This is a genomic window from Mycobacterium asiaticum (assembly GCF_001673365.1).
Classification (GTDB): domain Bacteria; phylum Actinomycetota; class Actinomycetes; order Mycobacteriales; family Mycobacteriaceae; genus Mycobacterium; species Mycobacterium asiaticum_A.
The window spans coordinates 111193-127857 of record NZ_LZLS01000003.1; the positions used below are offsets into that span (position 1 = coordinate 111193).

Sequence of the window (16665 nt, forward strand, 5' to 3'; positions counted from 1 at the left end):
GCCCAGTTATCCGCGACGGCGAATGAGTAGTACTACCCGTCGCGGATCCGTCACTACCGCCCGAATCCCGCATCGCGCAACGCCTGGGCCATCGAATTGCCCGCCGAACCGGCGCCCGCCCGGCCCGAACTTCTGGTGTGCTGCGAATTCTTCTGCCGCGGGCCCGGTCTGCCGTCCCGCGGGGTTCGTGCAGCACGGTCGGGACGCTTGTCCCGTTGCGGCTCGTCATCCAGACGCAGGCTCAGGCCGATGCGCTGACGTTCGACGTCGACTTCCATCACCTTTACTCGCACGACTTGACCGGATCTGACCACTTCGTGGGGATCGGACACGTATCGCTGCGCCATCGCCGAGATGTGCACGAGTCCGTCTTGGTGCACTCCGACGTCGACGAAAGCGCCGAAGGCAGCCACGTTGGTGACGACCCCTTCCAACACCATGCCCGCCTTGAGGTCGGCGATCTTCTCGACGCCAGCCGCGAAGGTCGCCGAAGTGAACGCCGGCCGCGGGTCCCGGCCGGGCTTTTCCAGTTCGGCGAGGATGTCGGTCACCGTCGGGATGCCGAACCTGTCGTCGGCGAAATCGGAGGGACGAAGCTTCCGCAACGCACGTTCGTCACCGATGATCTCGGCCAGCGCGACACCGGAGCGGTCCAGGATGCGCCGGACCACCGGGTACGCCTCGGGGTGGACTCCCGAAGCGTCCAGTGGGTCGTCCCCGTCACGGATCCGAAGAAATCCCGCGCATTGTTCAAAGGCCTTGGGCCCCAACCGTGGAACTTCCAGCAGCGCACGGCGGTTGGCGAACGGGCCGGTGCTGTCGCGGTGGCCGACGATGGCCTCGGCCAACGATTCCGAGATGCCCGACACCCGCGCCAATAGCGGGACCGATGCGGTATTGAGGTCGACACCCACGGCGTTGACCGCGTCCTCGACCACGGCGTCCAGGCTTCGTGCCAGGATTCCCGGGGTCACGTCGTGTTGGTACTGCCCGACACCGATCGACTTCGGCTCGATCTTCACCAGTTCGGCGAGCGGATCCTGCAACCGCCGGGCGATCGACACCGCCCCGCGCAGCGTCACGTCCAGATCGGGCAACTCGTGTGCCGCATACGCCGATGCGGAATACACCGATGCGCCAGCTTCGCTGACCATCGCTTTCGCGGGGGCGCCGGCACCCGCAGCGCGGATGTCGGCGATCAATTCGCTTGCCAGAGCATCGGTTTCCCGCGAAGCTGTTCCGTTACCCACCGCAATCAACTCCACGCCGTGCCGGGCCACCAGCGCGGCCAAGGCCGCCTTGGCGGCCTTCCACTGCCGTTGCGGCGCATGCGGATAGATGGCGCATGTATCGAGCACCTTGCCGGTGCCGTCCACCACGGCAACCTTGACGCCGGTTCGAAAGCCCGGGTCCAGGCCCAGCGTCGTGCGCGCTCCGGCAGGGGCGGCAAGCAGCAGGTCCTTGAGATTCCTGGCGAACACCGCCACCGCCTCCTCTTCCGCGCGTTGCCGCAGCCGCATCCGGGCGTCGATCGTGGCGGAGAACATCAGCCTGGCCCGCCAGGCAAGGCTCACCGTGGTGGACAGCCACGGTGTCGCCGGGTGAACTGCATGCGGCGCCGACATGTCGATCCCGAGAGTGCGCGCGATCATCGCTTCGTACACCTCGTCGTGCCCGCCGTCGAAGTTGAAGGCTAATGCCTTTTCCTTCTCCCCGCGCAGCACCGCGAGGACGCGGTGGGACGGCATTTTCTCCAGCGGTTCGGCAAAGTCGAAGTAGTCGCGAAACTTCTGTGCCTCAGCACTTTTCGCGGCTTCCTCAGACCAAGGTTTGGTCCGGAGCGACGCTCTCCCCCAAAATGTCTCGCGAATCGCGCCGACCAGCTCCGCGTCCTCGGCCGCCCGTTCGATAAGGATGTGCCGGGCGCCTTCCAAAGCGGCGGCGGCATCGGCGACATCGTCACCGAGAAACGTCTCGGCAACGACGTCGGGGACCAGCGTGGGATCGGTGACCAACTGGTCGGCCAGCGGCTCCAAGCCCGCCTCGCGGGCAATCTGCGCCTTGGTCCGCCGCTTGGGCTTGTAGGGCAGATAGATGTCTTCGACGCGCGCCTTGGTCTCGGCCGCCAGCAGCGCCCGCTTCAGCGCGTCGGTCAACTTGCCCTGTTCCTCGATGGAGGCCAGCACCGCCGCCCGGCGCTCGTCGAGTTCCCGCAGGTAACGCAACCGCTCCTCGAGGGTGCGCAGTTGACCGTCGTCCAGACTGCCGGTGACTTCCTTGCGGTAGCGGGCGATGAACGGGACGGTGGCGCCTTCGTCCAGGAGCTTGACGGCGGCGACAACTTGGACCTGTTCAATCGCCAGTTCCTCAGCGAGACGGGCGTTTACGGATTTGATCGGTACGGTCGGATTCACCCGCAGGACCCTACCGAACATGTCCGACAGCGTCGGTCAAGCGGGCACGGCGAGCCTGCTGCGCGGCTGGACCCGCTTAACCCCGCGGGTAGCCGCGGCGCACAGTTCGGTCCAGAACGCCCAGCGTCGCTCGCAGCGCGGCTTCGGAGATGACCGGGAAAATTCCCGCGTCCCGCCACTGTTGATCGATGTTCGACCAGTCGTAGAACGAGGTGACCACCGTCGCCGCATCAGAAGTTTCGGCGGGCGCCAGGCGGTAACCGTAGACGTGGCCGATTTGGGGCCGGATCTGGCCGAGGATCGTCCAGGCGATCAACCGGTCCTGCTCGAACTCGGTGATCTCAACGGTGACGTCGTATTTACCCAGTTGCGGAAAGTCGTTCAGCGACTCGCGGTCCATGTGGACGACGAAGCTGTCGCCCACGGCGGTCACCGGGTCGCCGTCGGCGTCCTGCAGCATCCCGGACGAGTCGATCGCGACATGGCCCTGCGGGTCGCAGAGCACCGCGAAGATGTCAGCCGCGGACGCTGCGATGGTGCGCTCGGTCTCGATGCGTTCGGTCATGCGTCCTCACTGTTGGGTAGGTCAGCCGATCAGTTTGGTCAGCCAGTTCGGATTCTGCAGGTCCACACCGCTGCTGCCGTCCCATACGAACGGCGTGCCGTTGGCGTTGAACCCGGCCAACGACGTACTGGCGTTGGTGGCTTTGGTTTGCGCGGTGCCGAGGTCGGCACCGGACTTGATGCAGTTCGTGGCGGTGGTGTTGGCGCCCACGGTTTGTGCCAGATGCGCCAGTTCGGCGTCAGTGCGGTCCGACAGAGCGCCCTCTTGCGGCTGGAAATCGCTGCCGAACAGCGCGGCGTAGAAGCTCATATAGATCTTCGGATCGTTTTGCGTCGCAACGCAGTACGACGCCGCGACGGCGCGAGTCGAGTAGTTCTTGGTGTGGGACTGTTCGTCCAAAAAGGTCAGCAGGTGGTAGCGCACCGCAAGTTTCTTGTTCTCTACGGCCGTCTCGATATCGCTGGCGTAGGACCTGATGAAAGCCCCGCACGGTGGGCAGATCGGCTCGTTGAACACATCGATCGTGGCGATCGCCGCCGAACTGCCAATGAATACCCCGTCATTGAGCACGTTGAGGGCGACCGCGTCGGCAGCCGGCTGCGGTGTCGAGGTCTTCGGCGGCGCGGCCGAGCGCTTCGACCCGGATAAACCGATGATCAATCCTCCCGCGACCGCCACGATGACGGCGATGGCAAGGCCTACCCAGAGCCAGGGCTTGCGCAGCAATCCGCTCGGACGGTTCGGCTGCTGGCCCCACTGCGGTACTCCGGTGCTGCCCGGCGGTGCCGCACCCCAGCCGTGCGTTCCGGCCCATTGCGGCGGCGGCCCCGATGCGGACATGGGCGTGGGCATGGGCGTGGGCATGGGCGCTGACCCAGGCACTGACCCAGGCCCGGACGGCCACGGTACGGGCGCCGATCCCCCGTGCGGCATCGCATGTGCGGGCGGTGGGACCGGCGCATAGCCGCTGGGGGTCTGGCCGGCGAACTGGGGCGGCACCTGGGCAACCTGGCTGCGCGACAAAATATCGGAAGCACGGTCTTGATCGGGGCTGGCCAGCGCCGCATAGGCCGCCGCCGACAGGTCGCTACAGGTGGGGTACCGATCTGCCGGATCCTTGGCCATGCCGCGGGCGATCACCGCGTCGAACGCGGCCGGAATGCCGGAACGCGCCAGACTGGGCCGTGGCACTGGTTTGTTGATGTGCGAACCCATCACGCTGAGCTGGTCGCCCCGAAATGGTGGCGATCCGGCCAGGCATTCATATAACACACACGCCAATGCGTAGATGTCGGCGCGGTAAGTCACTTCGGTTTCGCCGAAACGCTCCGGGGCCATGTAGTACAACGTGCCGACGGTGCTACCGAGCTGGGTGAGCTTTTCGTCGGTCCCGGCGCTGGCGATGCCGAAGTCGACCAGGTAGGCAAAATCGTCGCTGCTGACCAGGATGTTTTCCGGTTTTACGTCACGATGCGTCACTCCGGCGGCGTGCGCGGCGTCTAGCGCCGAGCCGATCTGGCGAATAATCGCCACAGCGCGAGGCGGGGTGAGCGGTCCGAAGCGTTTGAGGATGGCCGCCAGGTCTTTGCCGTCGATCAGGCGCATATCCACATACAGCTGACCGTCGATCTCGCCGTAGTCGTGGATCGGCACCACATGCGGTTCCTGCAACCGTCCGGCGGTGCGTGCCTCACGTTGCATCCGGGTGCGGAAGACCGGGTCCTGTGACAACGACTGCGACATCAGTTTCAGTGCGACGACCCGTTCCCGCACGGTGTCCTCGGCCTCGTAGACGTCGCCCATGCCGCCGCGGCCGACCAGGCGTCGCAATCGATACGGCCCGAATTGCGTACCCTCTCGCGAACCCTCGGTCGTATCAGCCATCGCCGACTCCTCACCCGCCTTCCATCAGCGTTCGATGCGAGCAAACTCATCCGAAGCGCCTTCGCGCTCCCGACCAGTGATTGCGCCGGAGACGAGTACGCGGTGGCGTGCCACGCATAAGGCTAATGGCTTCAGCAACTATCGGGCGCGCTGACTATCCAGACCGTCGTTAGTTAAGTAATTGATTTGAGCGGGGACGGCACGGCGTCAATGAATACACGGCTTTGTTAGGTTACCCAATGCTAACTTGGCCCGCAGCAGTCCTGCCGACTATACGAGGAGACCCGGACCCATGCGCTGTCGTCGAGAACACCTGATGGCTGACAATTCTTGCTCTCGCGCCGTGTGCCACGGGATGAGGGCACGATGACCGCTCCGGTGTGGATGGCCGCACCGCCCGAGGTGCACTCGAGTCTGCTGAGCACTGGGCCAGGACCCGGCCCATTGCTGGCGGCCGCATCGGCATGGCAGACCCTCAGCGTCGAATACACCCAGATTGCAGCGGAACTGTCCGCGGTGCTAGCCGCGACACAGGGCGCGTCGTGGGACGGCCCGACGGCCGCGCAGTACGTCGCGGCGCATCTGCCGTACCTGGACTGGCTGGTACATAACAGCACCAGCAGTGCCGGCGCCGCGGCACAACACCGGGCGGCAGCGGCCGCCTACGAGTCCGCGCTGGCAGCCATGCCCACGCTCGCCGAACTGGCGGCCAATCACGCCGTCCACGGAGTGTTGGTCGCGACCAATTTCTTCGGCATCAACACCATCCCGATCGCGTTGAACGAAGCCGACTATGTCCGGATGTGGATACAGGCCGCCACCACAATGGCTGTGTACCAGGCACTTTCGACCGCGGCTTGGACGGCTCTCACCCCTGCCGATGCGGCACCGCCGATCGCCACCGCGGAACCGGCCTCGTCACCGCCCACCGATCCCATCGAAGAATTGCTGGCCTGGTCCGAGCATTTCACCAGCATGTACCGCGTCTTGAAGGCACTCGTCACCGATCCGGTCGGCACGGTGGGACAACTCATCATCGACTTCGCCACCAACCCGAGCGCCGCGTTCACGACATGGCTTCCACTGATTTACGTATTCGCCTACGCGGGCGTTTTCGCGTTGATGGGGACCCCGATGTATGCCGCGGTTGCCGCACCGGGGTTCGGAGCCATCCCGCTTGCGCTCGGGCTTTCCGCTCTGTCCCTTGTCCCGGAAGCTCCGGCCCTACTGGCCACGGAGGTGCCTGTCGTCGCCGGCCCGCAGCAGGTTGTGCCGGTGGCAACCCTGTCCCCTACCGTGACAACCGCCGGCGCGGCGCCGGCATCCAGCGTCCCTTCCCAGGCGCCGGCCACCACGGCCACCGCGTCCACGGCCCCGCCCCCCGGATTCCAGGGTTTCGCCTATCTGGTCGGCGGTCCCGGCCCGGGCCCTACGCTCGGTCCCGCTTTGCACAACAAGGCGACCGCCAGCGCGCCCGCGTCGAAGATCGCCGCCGCATCGGCGGCCTCCGCGGCGGCCACTGGCTCGGCAAAGGCGCGCAGGCAACGCCGCGGTGAGGCCAAGAATCGCGGTTACCGCGACGAGTACCTGACCCTGGACGACACCCCCGAATGGGTGTTGGAGGATCGACCGACCGACTTTTCCGCGTCGGATTCAGGTGCCGGACCGCTCGGATTCACCGGCACCGCAACGAAATCCAGAGTCCGCGAGGCAGCTGGGTTGACGACGATGACGGGTGACTCGCTCTCCGAGGCACCGACGTTGCCGATGATGCCGGGCACCTGGGGCACCGATCCAGCTGCCGAAGGACCGCCTGCACACTGATCGGCGCCACCGGTTGGGGACCAACTAGCGATCGCCGTAGCGTGTTGGCGTGACAGCAGCTGAACCGGCGCTACCCGACCCGGACAACAGGTTGCGGCGCAGCCTTGGTGTCGGCGACGCGGTCGTGATCGGGCTGGGCTCGATGCTCGGTGCGGGGATCTTTGCCGCGCTGGCCCCCGCCGCGCAAGCCGCCGGGGCGGGGCTGCTGATCGGTTTGGCAGTGGCCGCAGTGCTGGCGTACTGCAACGCGACCTCATCGGCCCGATTGGCGGCGCTCTATCCCGCCTCCGGTGGCACGTACGTCTACGGACGAGAACGGCTGGGCGAATTCTGGGGTTTTCTCGCGGGTTGGGGATTTGTCGTCGGAAAGACCGCCTCGTGCGCGGCGATGGCGCTGACCGTCGGCTGGTACGCGTGGCCGGCCCACGCCCACGCCGTCGCGGTCATGGCGGTGGTGGGCCTGACGGCGGTCAACTATGTCGGCGTGACGAAGGCGGCATGGCTGACCCGGGTCATCGTGGTGACGGTTCTACTGGCGCTTGCCTGCGTGGTGGGATCTGTTTTCAGTTCCGGCGCAGGCAATTTCGCAAACCTGTCCCTGTCCGGCGATGTTCATGGCACCGGAGTACTGCAATCGGCAGGCTTCTTGTTCTTCGCTTTCGCCGGGTACGCTCGCATCGCCACGCTGGGCGAGGAGGTTCGCGACCCGGTTCGCACCATCCCCCGGGCAATAGTGACCGCACTCGCACTCACGCTGGTCGTCTACGCCGCGGTTGCGACCGCGGTCCTATCGGCGCTGGGACCGCAGCGACTTGCCGCGACGGCTTCACCGTTGACGGACGCCGTGCGCGCAGCGGGCGCCACGTGGCTGCCGCCCGTTATCGCTGTCGCCGCGGTGCTCGCCGCACTGGGTTCGTTGCTGTCACTGCTGTTGGGGGTATCGCGCACCACGCTGGCGATGGCGCGAGACCGTCATCTTCCGGGCCTGCTCGACGCGGTGCACCCGCGCTTCCGAGTGCCGCACCGCGCCGAGCTCACGGTCGCAGCGTTGGCTGCGCTGCTGGCGGCGACCGTGGATCTGCGCGGGGCAATCGGCTTTTCGTCCTTTGCGGTGCTGGTCTACTACGCGATCGCAAACGCCTCGGCCTTAACGCTGCGACGCGAAGAAGGTGCCCCGGCCAAAGTCATTCCGGTGGTGGGTTTTTCGGGTTGCGCACTGGTGGCGCTGGCATTGCCGTGGTCATCGATCATCGCGGGCGCCGGCGTTCTAACAGTGGGTGCGTTGCTGTTCTGGGGTCGTCGTCTCGTTCGACGCAGATCCCGCGGACCGACCGATTAATGGAATATTCGGTGAGGCTGCGCTTGCTGGCGCGGATCACGTCGGTGCGGTTGGCTGGTCCCGTGGTGAGCGGGAAACGAATCCATGCGGCTGAGCCGCACGGTGATGGCGCGTCGGAAAGATTGAACTGGTTGCGAGCGGCCGTGCTTGGCGCCAACGATGGCATTGTCTCGGTAGCCGGTATCGTCGTCGGCGTTGCCGGAGCGACGGCGCAACGCGGACCGATCTTCACCGCAGGGTTGGCCGGTTTGGTGGCCGGCGCTGTCTCGATGGCGTTAGGCGAATATGTCTCGGTATCCAGTCAACGCGACAGTGAGCGCGCCATGCTTGCCAAGGAACGTTCCGAATTGCACCAGACTCCCGAAGCCGAACTGGCCGAACTCACCGCCATCTATGCGGCCAAAGGCCTTTCACCGAAAACCGCCGCGCGGGTGGCCGAGGAACTTACCGCTCACGATGCATTCGCGGCGCATGCCGAGGCCGAGCTCAACCTCGATCCCGAAGAGCTGACAAATCCGTGGCATGCCGCGGTGGCCTCGGCCGCTTCATTCATCGCTGGAGCATTGCTTCCGCTGTTGGCAATCCTGCTGCCGCCGGCAACCTGGCGCGTACCAGTGACGTTCGTTGCGGTGTTGATCGCACTCGGATTGGCCGGGACGCTCAGCGCCAGGATCGGGGGCAGCAGCGTAGGGCGCGCGGTCTCGCGTGTTGTGTTCGGCGGGGCTGCCGGTTTGGCGTTTACCTATCTGGTTGGCCATTTGTTCGGCACCGCTATCGGCTGAGCGGAGTTAGCTCGCGGAAGCGAACGCGCGCAAGTGCTGTCGTGGACCGACTCCGAGAAGTCGCACTATATGCGCGTCGTCCCGCGGACTGTCACCGGGTGCCGGTTCCGGTTCAGTCCGCAGCGATAGCGCATCGCAGGCGAGGGCCGGTAGCGCGGAACACTCACTCCGCAAACGGAAATGGTGAATATCGCAAAAACATTGTCGAAAACGATTGTTGGCCAACCGCTGCCCGCTATGCTCCGCTCAACCTTGGCAGGTTCGAGCATGGCTCGACACGAAGCAGGAGGATCCCGGTGTCATTTGTGGTCGTAGGTCCCGAAGTCCTGGCGGCGACGGCAGGAAATCTCAGGGGCATTGGTTCGGCGCTGAGCGAAGCCAATGTTGTTGCAAATTCGGCGATTACGACACTTCTCCCCAGTGGTGCCGACGAGGTCTCGGCCGCGGTCGCGGCACTCTTCGCCGGGCACGGCAAAGCCTACGAACGCCTGAGCGCACAAGCGGGAGCTTTCCACGCCCAGTTTGTGCAATCGCTGTCGGGCGCCGGTAGTTCCTACGCGGCCGCCGAGGCTGCCGCCGCCGCACCTTTGGCGAACCTAGGAGAAGACTTCCTCGCCATCATCAACGCACCGACCCAGGCGCTACTGGGCCGCCCACTTATCGGCAATGGAGCCGACGGGACCGCGGCGTCCCCCAACGGCGGCGCGGGAGGTCTGCTCTTCGGCAACGGCGGCAACGGCTACAGCTTCGCCACCAGCACAGCCAGCCAAGCCGGCGGCAGCGGTGGCGCCGCCGGCCTGATCGGTAGCGGGGGTAACGGCGGCAACGGGTTCTGGAGCGGGGCCGGTGGGGCCGGCGGCAACGGTGGGTGGTTATACGGCAACGGCGGACACGGCGGGGCGGGCGGAACCACGTCGAACGCCTCGTTGGGTGGTAACGGCGGAGTCGGTGGCGCGGGCGGCAATGCATGGCTGTTCGGTTCCGGCGGTGCGGGTGGCGCCGGCGGCAACGCGACCAACAACAACCTGAATAACTACATGGGCGCAGGCGGGCGCGGCGGCGCGGGCGGCAGCGGCGGATGGTTCTACGGAGACGGCGGAAACGGCGGTGACGGCGGGTTCGCCAACCGCGGTGGCGACGGTGGCGCGGGCGGCGCCGGGGGTAACGCCGGGCTGTTCGGCGACGGCGGACGCGGCGGTGCCGGCAACTACGGCTCGGTTCTGCAGGGCGGCTTCGACGGTGGTAACGGAGGCGTCGGCGGTCGCGGCGGTTGGATACACGGAAACGGTGGCGACGGCGGAGTGGGCGGTCTGAGCGGGAACAACACCGGTGGCGGTGCCGCGGGCGGGCACGGCGGCCAGGGCGGTGCCGCCGGTCTGTGGGGCAGTGGTGGCGGCGGTGGAAATGGCGGGAACGCAACCTATTACGGCGCTGGAACCGGCGGCAACGGCGGCGACGGTGGTGCTGCGGGGTTGTTCTATGGTGACGGTGGATTCGGCGGAAACGGTGGCGCCGGCGGGGTCGCAAACATCGCCCCTGGGCCTATCGGCGGGGCCGGCGGTGCCGGCGGTAACGGCGGCGTTGCCGGATTCATCGGTAGCGGTGGCGGCGGCGGAGCGGGCGGCGCAGGCGGACCCGCGGTCGTCGGTCCTCTCGCCGGCGGTCCTGGTGGACCGGGCGGAGTGGGCGGCAACGCCAAGGTGATCGGCAACGGCGGGGCCGGCGGGCCAGGCGGTGCCGGTGGGGCCGGCAACGGCGGTCCGGACGGGCCGGACGGTGCCGGTGGGGCCGGCGGCAGCGGCGGCTCGTTGTTCGGCGAGGCAGGTGCGACCGGATTGGACGGCGTCTAAACCAATTGCGACCGCGGCTCAATCGCCGGTACGCGCGAATTTCACGTCCACGTCGGTGCTCGGGCATGAGCTGCCCGTCAGCTCTTCCCGGCCATGGCCGACCAGCAGCGTAACCGGATCCTGTGTCGGCTGCGGCAAGGCGAACGGGACCGCTATTTTCACGTGCGTCATGCCGCCCTTCCAGCACCGGGCGTCGAATTCACGTTCATAGACCCAGCTTCCGTCGCGATAGATCAACACCATGGCGGCTGCCGGTGCGGCGTGGAACAGACTCATGCAACGATCACCGGCCCGAAGGCAATCCGTGCGGACCGCGTAGTCACGCTGTTCGGTGAAACCATTGGGTTGGGTTGATGTTTGGTGGTAGCGGCCGTGCAGGGCCGCGGCCGGCGAGTTGATTCGCGGCGGCAGCGCCCCGGGGTCAGGCAGGCTGTTCAGGTCGGCGTCCCCGGTGCGCGTGAACGTCACCGTCCGCTTGTTGGCACACCCCTTGGTCATGGTCTGGGTGGCCTCCCCGGAGAACGAGCCACCTGGAAGAGGTTGCAGTGCAAACGTTTCCCATACTTCACCGTCGACGTTCGCGCACGTGCTTGATCCGACACTCACCGCGACCCAGGTTCCGTCGACCTCGTCCAACACCAACGTCGCCGCCTGCATGGTCTCACCACCCAGGCGTGCGGCCGTCGCCACGCAACCCGACGACCCGCATACCGAGCGGACCCCCCACAGTTCGGTGGTCGGCGTGACCGCGCGTTCGGCCGGCTGACCGTCGACGCCGGTGACCACGCCGAATTCAACTTGGTAGACACCGGTAAAGGGGCCGGTGTTGGGCGGCGAGGGCGCCGTGACCGGGGCGGTATCGGTCGCGGCGACCGCGGTCTGGTGCTGGCGTGAGTAAAGCTGTATACCACCGAAAAAAGCTGCCGCAACGAGCATTACGATGCCGCACAGAGCGCAGGCCAGGACGCCCGCCCGGACACCTGGGCGCCGCCGCGGCGACCTTCTTTGTACGGTGGGGGCTAATGCCGGGCTGTTTAGAGCAGCCACGGTGGCGGCGCCAACGGCGGCCTCGTACTGATTGACCGGACCGCCGGGGATCTGCCCGGCGTAGGCGAAACTCGGCGCCGCGTCGCCCGCCAGTTGGTCGGCGAACGCTTGACAGCTTGCGAAGCGACGCGATGGCTCCTTTGCCATCGCGACGGCGAATACCCAATCCAAATCGCCCAGTGCCGGACGCAAGGCGCCGATCGACGGCGGCGGGGCACTGACATGCTGGGCGATCACCACCGCGGAATTGCTATCGACGTAGGGCGGCTTTCCAGTCAGCAGGTGAAAGGCTGTGCATGCCAACGCGTATTGATCAGCCCGCCCGTCGACTGGCTCACCCTTCAACTGCTCGGGCGCGGCGTAGTTCACCGTGCCGACCGCCATGTTGGTTGCGGTCAACCCGGCCTCGTCATGCATCCGCCGTGCGACGCCGAAGTCAGCCAAATAGACCACCGGAGACTGCCCGTGGCCCTCGGCCAGCAAGATGTTGTCCGGTTTGACGTCCCGGTGCAGCAGGCCGCGATGATGCGCGTAGTCCAAGGCCGAACCGACCGCCCGGATGATCGCCACGACCCTATCCAACGGCATTCCGTCCGGGAAACTTTCGCGCAGCAAGGCCGCCGCGTCGGTGCCTTCTACATAGTCCATCGACAGCCAGAGCTGGCCGTCATATTCGCCCCGGTCGTGAATCCGCACGATGTGCGGATGTGACAACTCGGCCGCCAGCTCAGCCTCCCGTTCGAATCGCGCGCGGAACATCGGGTCGGTGCTCAGTTGCGGCGGTAGGACTTTCAGCGCATTCTCCCGCGGCAACCGCGGGTGCGTCGCCAAGTACACCGCGCCCATGCCCCCCGCACCCAGCATCCGATTGATCGTGAATCCGGCAAACACCTTGCCGAGTGTGTAGGTGGTATCCACTTCGGTTCCTCTGGCCTGCGCTGCATCCACGGCGGGGTCGGCCGACCCGACCGGCACTGCATACGTTGCCGCCCACCGCTTGCCGGATCTTGTCGAAAATCTTGCGAAACTCTTGCGTTGGACCGGGACGAAAGTCAGACGGCAGATCCGGTGTCGCTGAGGCCGAACCGGGCATGTAAGCGAGCCAGAGATTTCGGTGCCCACCAGTTGATCCGGCCGAGCACATGCATGAACGCCGGCACCAGCAGCATTCGCACCAGCGTGGCATCGGCCAGTACCGCCACCGTCAGCCCGAACCCGAACAGTCGCATGAACGACACCTGCGCGGCCATCAGCGCCGAAAACGAGATCGCCATGATCAGCGCCGCTGCCGTAATCACCCGCGCGGTATGGGCCACACCCAATGCGACACTCTCGTCGTTGGCGTGCGCGCCGCGATCCGAAGAGACCCAGTACTCCCGGATCCGCGATATCAAAAAGACCTCGTAGTCCATCGAGAGGCCGAAAGCGATGCAAAACAACAACACCGGGAGTTGCACGCCCAGCGTGCCGGTGGCGGTCGTACCCAGCCCGCCAAAGTGTCCTTCCTGGAAAATCCAAACCAGCGCACCGAAGGCCGCAGACAACGAAAGGGTGTTCATCAACACGGTTTTGATCGGCAGCACGACGCTGCCGGTCAGCAGGAACACCAGAACCACGGTGATCGTGGCGATGATGGCCAGCACCCACGGCAATCGGGTACCTATCGCCTGCACGCTGTCGCGGTTGCTCGCCGCGATACCGGTCAGCCACGCCGTTCTGCCCCTCGGGGTTGGTACGGCATGTAGACGATCGAGTTGATCGGTTGAGGCAGCGGTGTATAGCGGCGCAGAGGTGCCCACGGTCAGAAATATGCTGCCGTCGCGGATCCCGTAGATTGCCGACGGCTGCCCGAAACGATCACCGTCGACGAAGGTGCCGCCCAGTGCGGACACCCATTTCACATCCGGCACCCGGGAGAGGGCCTTGGCGTACCTATCCAGTTCGGCCGGGCTCAGATTGGACGCATCCGGAAGCACCACGGTGACATCGGGTACCCCGCGGTCCGGAAAGTCGTTGCGAAGCAGGTCACCCACCTGGCGAGCCGAAGCCGAGGGCGGCAGAATCCGGTCATCGGCGAATCCCCACCGCGCATCGCGAAACGGTGCGCCCAGTAGCAGCAACAGCACGGTGATCGCGATTCCAATTGGGACCGCATGGCGCATAACCCATTTCGTCCATCGGTACCACGACCACTGGGCAACCGATGCGGGTCTGCCCTGAGCTCCCCACATGATTCTCGACATCCGCGCAGTCATCCGTGACGGGTCGAGCCGACCACCGAGCAACACGATCGCGGCCGGTGTCACGACGATCGCGGCCGCCGCAGCGAAAGCGACCACCGCGGTACCGGCGTAGGCGAAGGACTTCAGGAAGTAAGGCGGGAATAGCACCATCGTCGCCATCGACAGCGCGACGGTCATGGCGGAGAACAACACGGTACGTCCGGCGGTCGCCATCGTGCGGATCAATGCGCCATCGCGAGAGTGGCCGTCGGCCAATTCATCTCGGTAGCGGCTGAGGATCAGCAGCGTGTAATCGACGGCCAGCGCCATTCCCATGGCCACGGACAGGTTCAGGGCGAAGATGGACACATCGGAAAAGAGCGTTATCGCGCGCAGCGAAGCCAGGCAACCGATGATCGCGAATATTCCCACCGCGATAGGCAGTGCCGCCGCGACCAATCCACCGAACACCCACACCAGCACCAGAAAACTCAACGGCAGCGCCACCGATTCCATCAGAAACAGGTCCTGCTGGGTCTGAGCATTCACCTGCCAGTAGACCGTGGCGTCTCCCCCGGCGCGCACGACGACGCCGTCCCGGTCGTGAACGACTTCGTCGGCCAACTGCTTGGCGTTGCGCTGGGCGTCGCTTTCACCGCCGGACACGGCGACCACAATCAGCCCCGTCTTGCCGTCCCGGCTGATGAACGACGACGCCGCCTCGGGCGGTACGGTCCATGCCGACTGCACTTGCCGGGTGTTGTGTGAAAGCTTCAGCCGCGCAACGATATCGGTACCGACCGCGGTCGCTTGTGGTCCTTTAACGCCGCCCGGCGAGGTAAGGGTGATGATCATGGTCATATCGCCCTGGTCGAATTTCTGGGCGAGCAGCGCGGACGCGCGTGACGAGTCCGCGCCGGGATCTGTTCCGCCCCCGGCAGATAGCCGGCCGACAACGGGGACACCGAAGATCGCCGCACCGATCAGCACCAGTAGTGCAACGGCGATGACGCGGCGCGGGTAGTCGATCGCCACCCGAGCGATACGTGTCAGCACCGGGATTCCCGCACGAATTCATGCTCGATGAGATCGCGATAGACGGGTGCATCTAGCAGTTGCGTATGCGTTCCAGCAGCCTGGATACGGCCATCGCGCAGGACCAGGATCTGGTCGGCGTTGGTCACGGTGGACAGCCGGTGAGCGACCACCAGGAGGCTTCGCTGACCGCGGGCCCGTAGCAGGTTGGTCATCACGTCGTACTCGTTGGCGCGGTCGAGATGAGCAGTGGGTTCATCCATCAGGATCAGTTGCGACCGCGACAGAAATGCCCGGGCCAAGGCCAGGCGCTGGCGCTGGCCACCGGACAAGCTACGTCCGCGTTCGAGCACGGGGGTGTCGAGTTGCGCTGGCAGCGCGGCGATTTCGTCGGCGATATTCGCCTGTTTCAGGACACGCCACAGGTCTGCGTCGCCGGCGGCCGGATCCGCGATCAGCAGGTTGTCACGGATGGTGCCGTGCAGCACCGGCGCGTCTTGTTCCAGCAGTCCGAGTCGACCGCGCAGTTCCCGCAGCCCAATGTCCCGCAGCTCGCGGCCTTCCCACCGCACCTGGCCCGCTGATGGATCGTGGAATCGACACAACAAGCCCAAGATCGTGGACTTTCCGGCGCCCGACGGCCCGATCAGCGCGGTGATCTGGTCCCGGTCGAGGGTGAAGGAGACGTTATCGAGCACGAGGCGCTCGGCGTAGGAAAATGACACGTGGTCGAACTCGACGAGCGGTGCGGCCTGACGAATCGTCATGGCGCCGACCGGAGCACGAGCGCCCACCGGGGCCGGCGGATCGTCTTCGGGAAGCTGCCGCATCGTGGCCATCAGGTGCTGGTGCGCACCGGCGGCGGTACGCAACGCGGTGAGTGCGATGAAGGCAGCATTGATCGGGAAAATCGCATACATGGCGAAGGCGAAGAGGCTGACGAACTGACCGATGGAAAGACCGCCGGCGGCGACGCGGCGCCCGTCGATGATCATGATCGCAAGGAACGACCCGGTGATACCTAACCGTACGATGCCGATGTTCGCCGCGGTGTAGGCGGCGACGTGAACGCCGGCCTGATATGCCGCGTGCGCACTGCGGCCAATCGTCTTCACTTCGCGGTCTTCGGCGCCGAACAGCTTCACGGTGCGCGCGGCGCCCAGGGCACGGTCCAATCCGGCTGCGTAATCACCAAGCGCGGCTTGGCGATTCAACGAGGCGCGTTGAATCCGCGACAACAACGGATTCCCCGCGATGAAGCCGGTTGTCAACACGATGATCACGACAAGCACGGTGAACGCGTCGATCGACAACATCAAGACGACCGCGCCGAGCAGGGTCAGGATGCCGAACACGATGTCGCCGACCGCCCGCGGCATGTCACGCATCAGACTCGCATCGCTTGTTCCGCGGGCCAACAGATCTCCGGTGCGGACCCGGTCCAACATTCCTATGGGTAACCGCACCACGTGATCGGTGAACAACGTCCGCAACTGCACCACGATCTTCTCGCCGATGCGGTCCAGCTCGAAATGCCCCAGCGACTCCAGCAGCAGCTGAGCCAGCAGCATCACCAACAAACCGACCGCCAGCGCTGTTGTCGGCGCACCGGTGGCCACGCGGTCGACCAGTCGGCCGGCCAGCAGCGGCTGGACCAGGATGAGTACGGTGGCGGCGGCGAGCGAAAGAAGGCTTGCCGTCAT

The 16665-nt window shown here is 65.8% G+C and carries 10 protein-coding genes; 4 read left to right on the forward strand and 6 right to left on the reverse strand.

What is annotated here, in order from left to right:
* Positions 1 to 53: 53 nt before the first annotated feature.
* The 3 genes from A5634_RS00670 to A5634_RS00680 form a co-directional block, all read right to left on the reverse strand.
* Positions 54 to 2414 (reverse strand): Tex family protein, encoded by a 2361-nt coding sequence (locus tag A5634_RS00670; RefSeq protein ID WP_155769272.1) that lies wholly within the window; start codon positions 2412 to 2414, stop codon positions 54 to 56.
* A 76-nt stretch (positions 2415 to 2490) separates the two neighbouring features.
* The gene (locus A5634_RS00675; RefSeq protein WP_065142153.1) at positions 2491 to 2979 is read right to left on the reverse strand and encodes a polyketide cyclase; all 489 of its coding nucleotides are present in this window, start codon (positions 2977 to 2979) and stop codon (positions 2491 to 2493) included.
* 21 nt (positions 2980 to 3000) lie between these two features.
* Complete coding sequence (locus A5634_RS00680) at positions 3001 to 4863, reverse strand: serine/threonine protein kinase PknE (protein ID WP_065142154.1); 1863 nt, start codon at positions 4861 to 4863, stop codon at positions 3001 to 3003.
* 366 nt (positions 4864 to 5229) lie between these two features.
* Between A5634_RS00680 and A5634_RS00685 the strand changes: the two genes are divergently transcribed.
* The 4 genes from A5634_RS00685 (at position 5230) to A5634_RS00700 (ending at position 10658) form a co-directional block, all read left to right on the forward strand.
* The gene (locus A5634_RS00685) at positions 5230 to 6687 is read left to right on the forward strand and encodes a PPE family protein (protein ID WP_065142155.1); all 1458 of its coding nucleotides are present in this window, start codon (positions 5230 to 5232) and stop codon (positions 6685 to 6687) included.
* Positions 6688 to 6736: 49 nt separating this feature from the next.
* Positions 6737 to 8026, forward strand: a complete 1290-nt coding sequence (locus A5634_RS00690) for an APC family permease (RefSeq protein WP_065142156.1) — start codon at positions 6737 to 6739, stop codon at positions 8024 to 8026.
* 50 nt (positions 8027 to 8076) lie between these two features.
* Positions 8077 to 8808: a VIT1/CCC1 transporter family protein gene (locus A5634_RS00695; RefSeq protein ID WP_065142240.1), complete on the forward strand. Its 732-nt coding sequence runs from the start codon at positions 8077 to 8079 to the stop codon at positions 8806 to 8808.
* Between the two features lie 296 nt (positions 8809 to 9104).
* Complete coding sequence (locus tag A5634_RS00700) at positions 9105 to 10658, forward strand: PE family protein (protein WP_065142157.1); 1554 nt, start codon at positions 9105 to 9107, stop codon at positions 10656 to 10658.
* An 18-nt stretch (positions 10659 to 10676) separates the two neighbouring features.
* On the opposite strand, the gene A5634_RS29780 is transcribed toward A5634_RS00700, so the two are convergent.
* The 3 genes from A5634_RS29780 to A5634_RS00715 form a co-directional block, all read right to left on the reverse strand.
* Positions 10677 to 12623 (reverse strand): serine/threonine-protein kinase, encoded by a 1947-nt coding sequence (locus A5634_RS29780; RefSeq protein WP_301337092.1) that lies wholly within the window; start codon positions 12621 to 12623, stop codon positions 10677 to 10679.
* Positions 12624 to 12757: 134 nt separating this feature from the next.
* Positions 12758 to 14983: an MMPL family transporter gene (locus A5634_RS00710; protein WP_065142159.1), complete on the reverse strand. Its 2226-nt coding sequence runs from the start codon at positions 14981 to 14983 to the stop codon at positions 12758 to 12760.
* Positions 14977 to 16665 (reverse strand): ABC transporter ATP-binding protein, encoded by a 1689-nt coding sequence (locus A5634_RS00715; RefSeq protein WP_172831575.1) that lies wholly within the window; start codon positions 16663 to 16665, stop codon positions 14977 to 14979. Before A5634_RS00715 ends, A5634_RS00710 begins: the two co-directional genes overlap by 7 nt.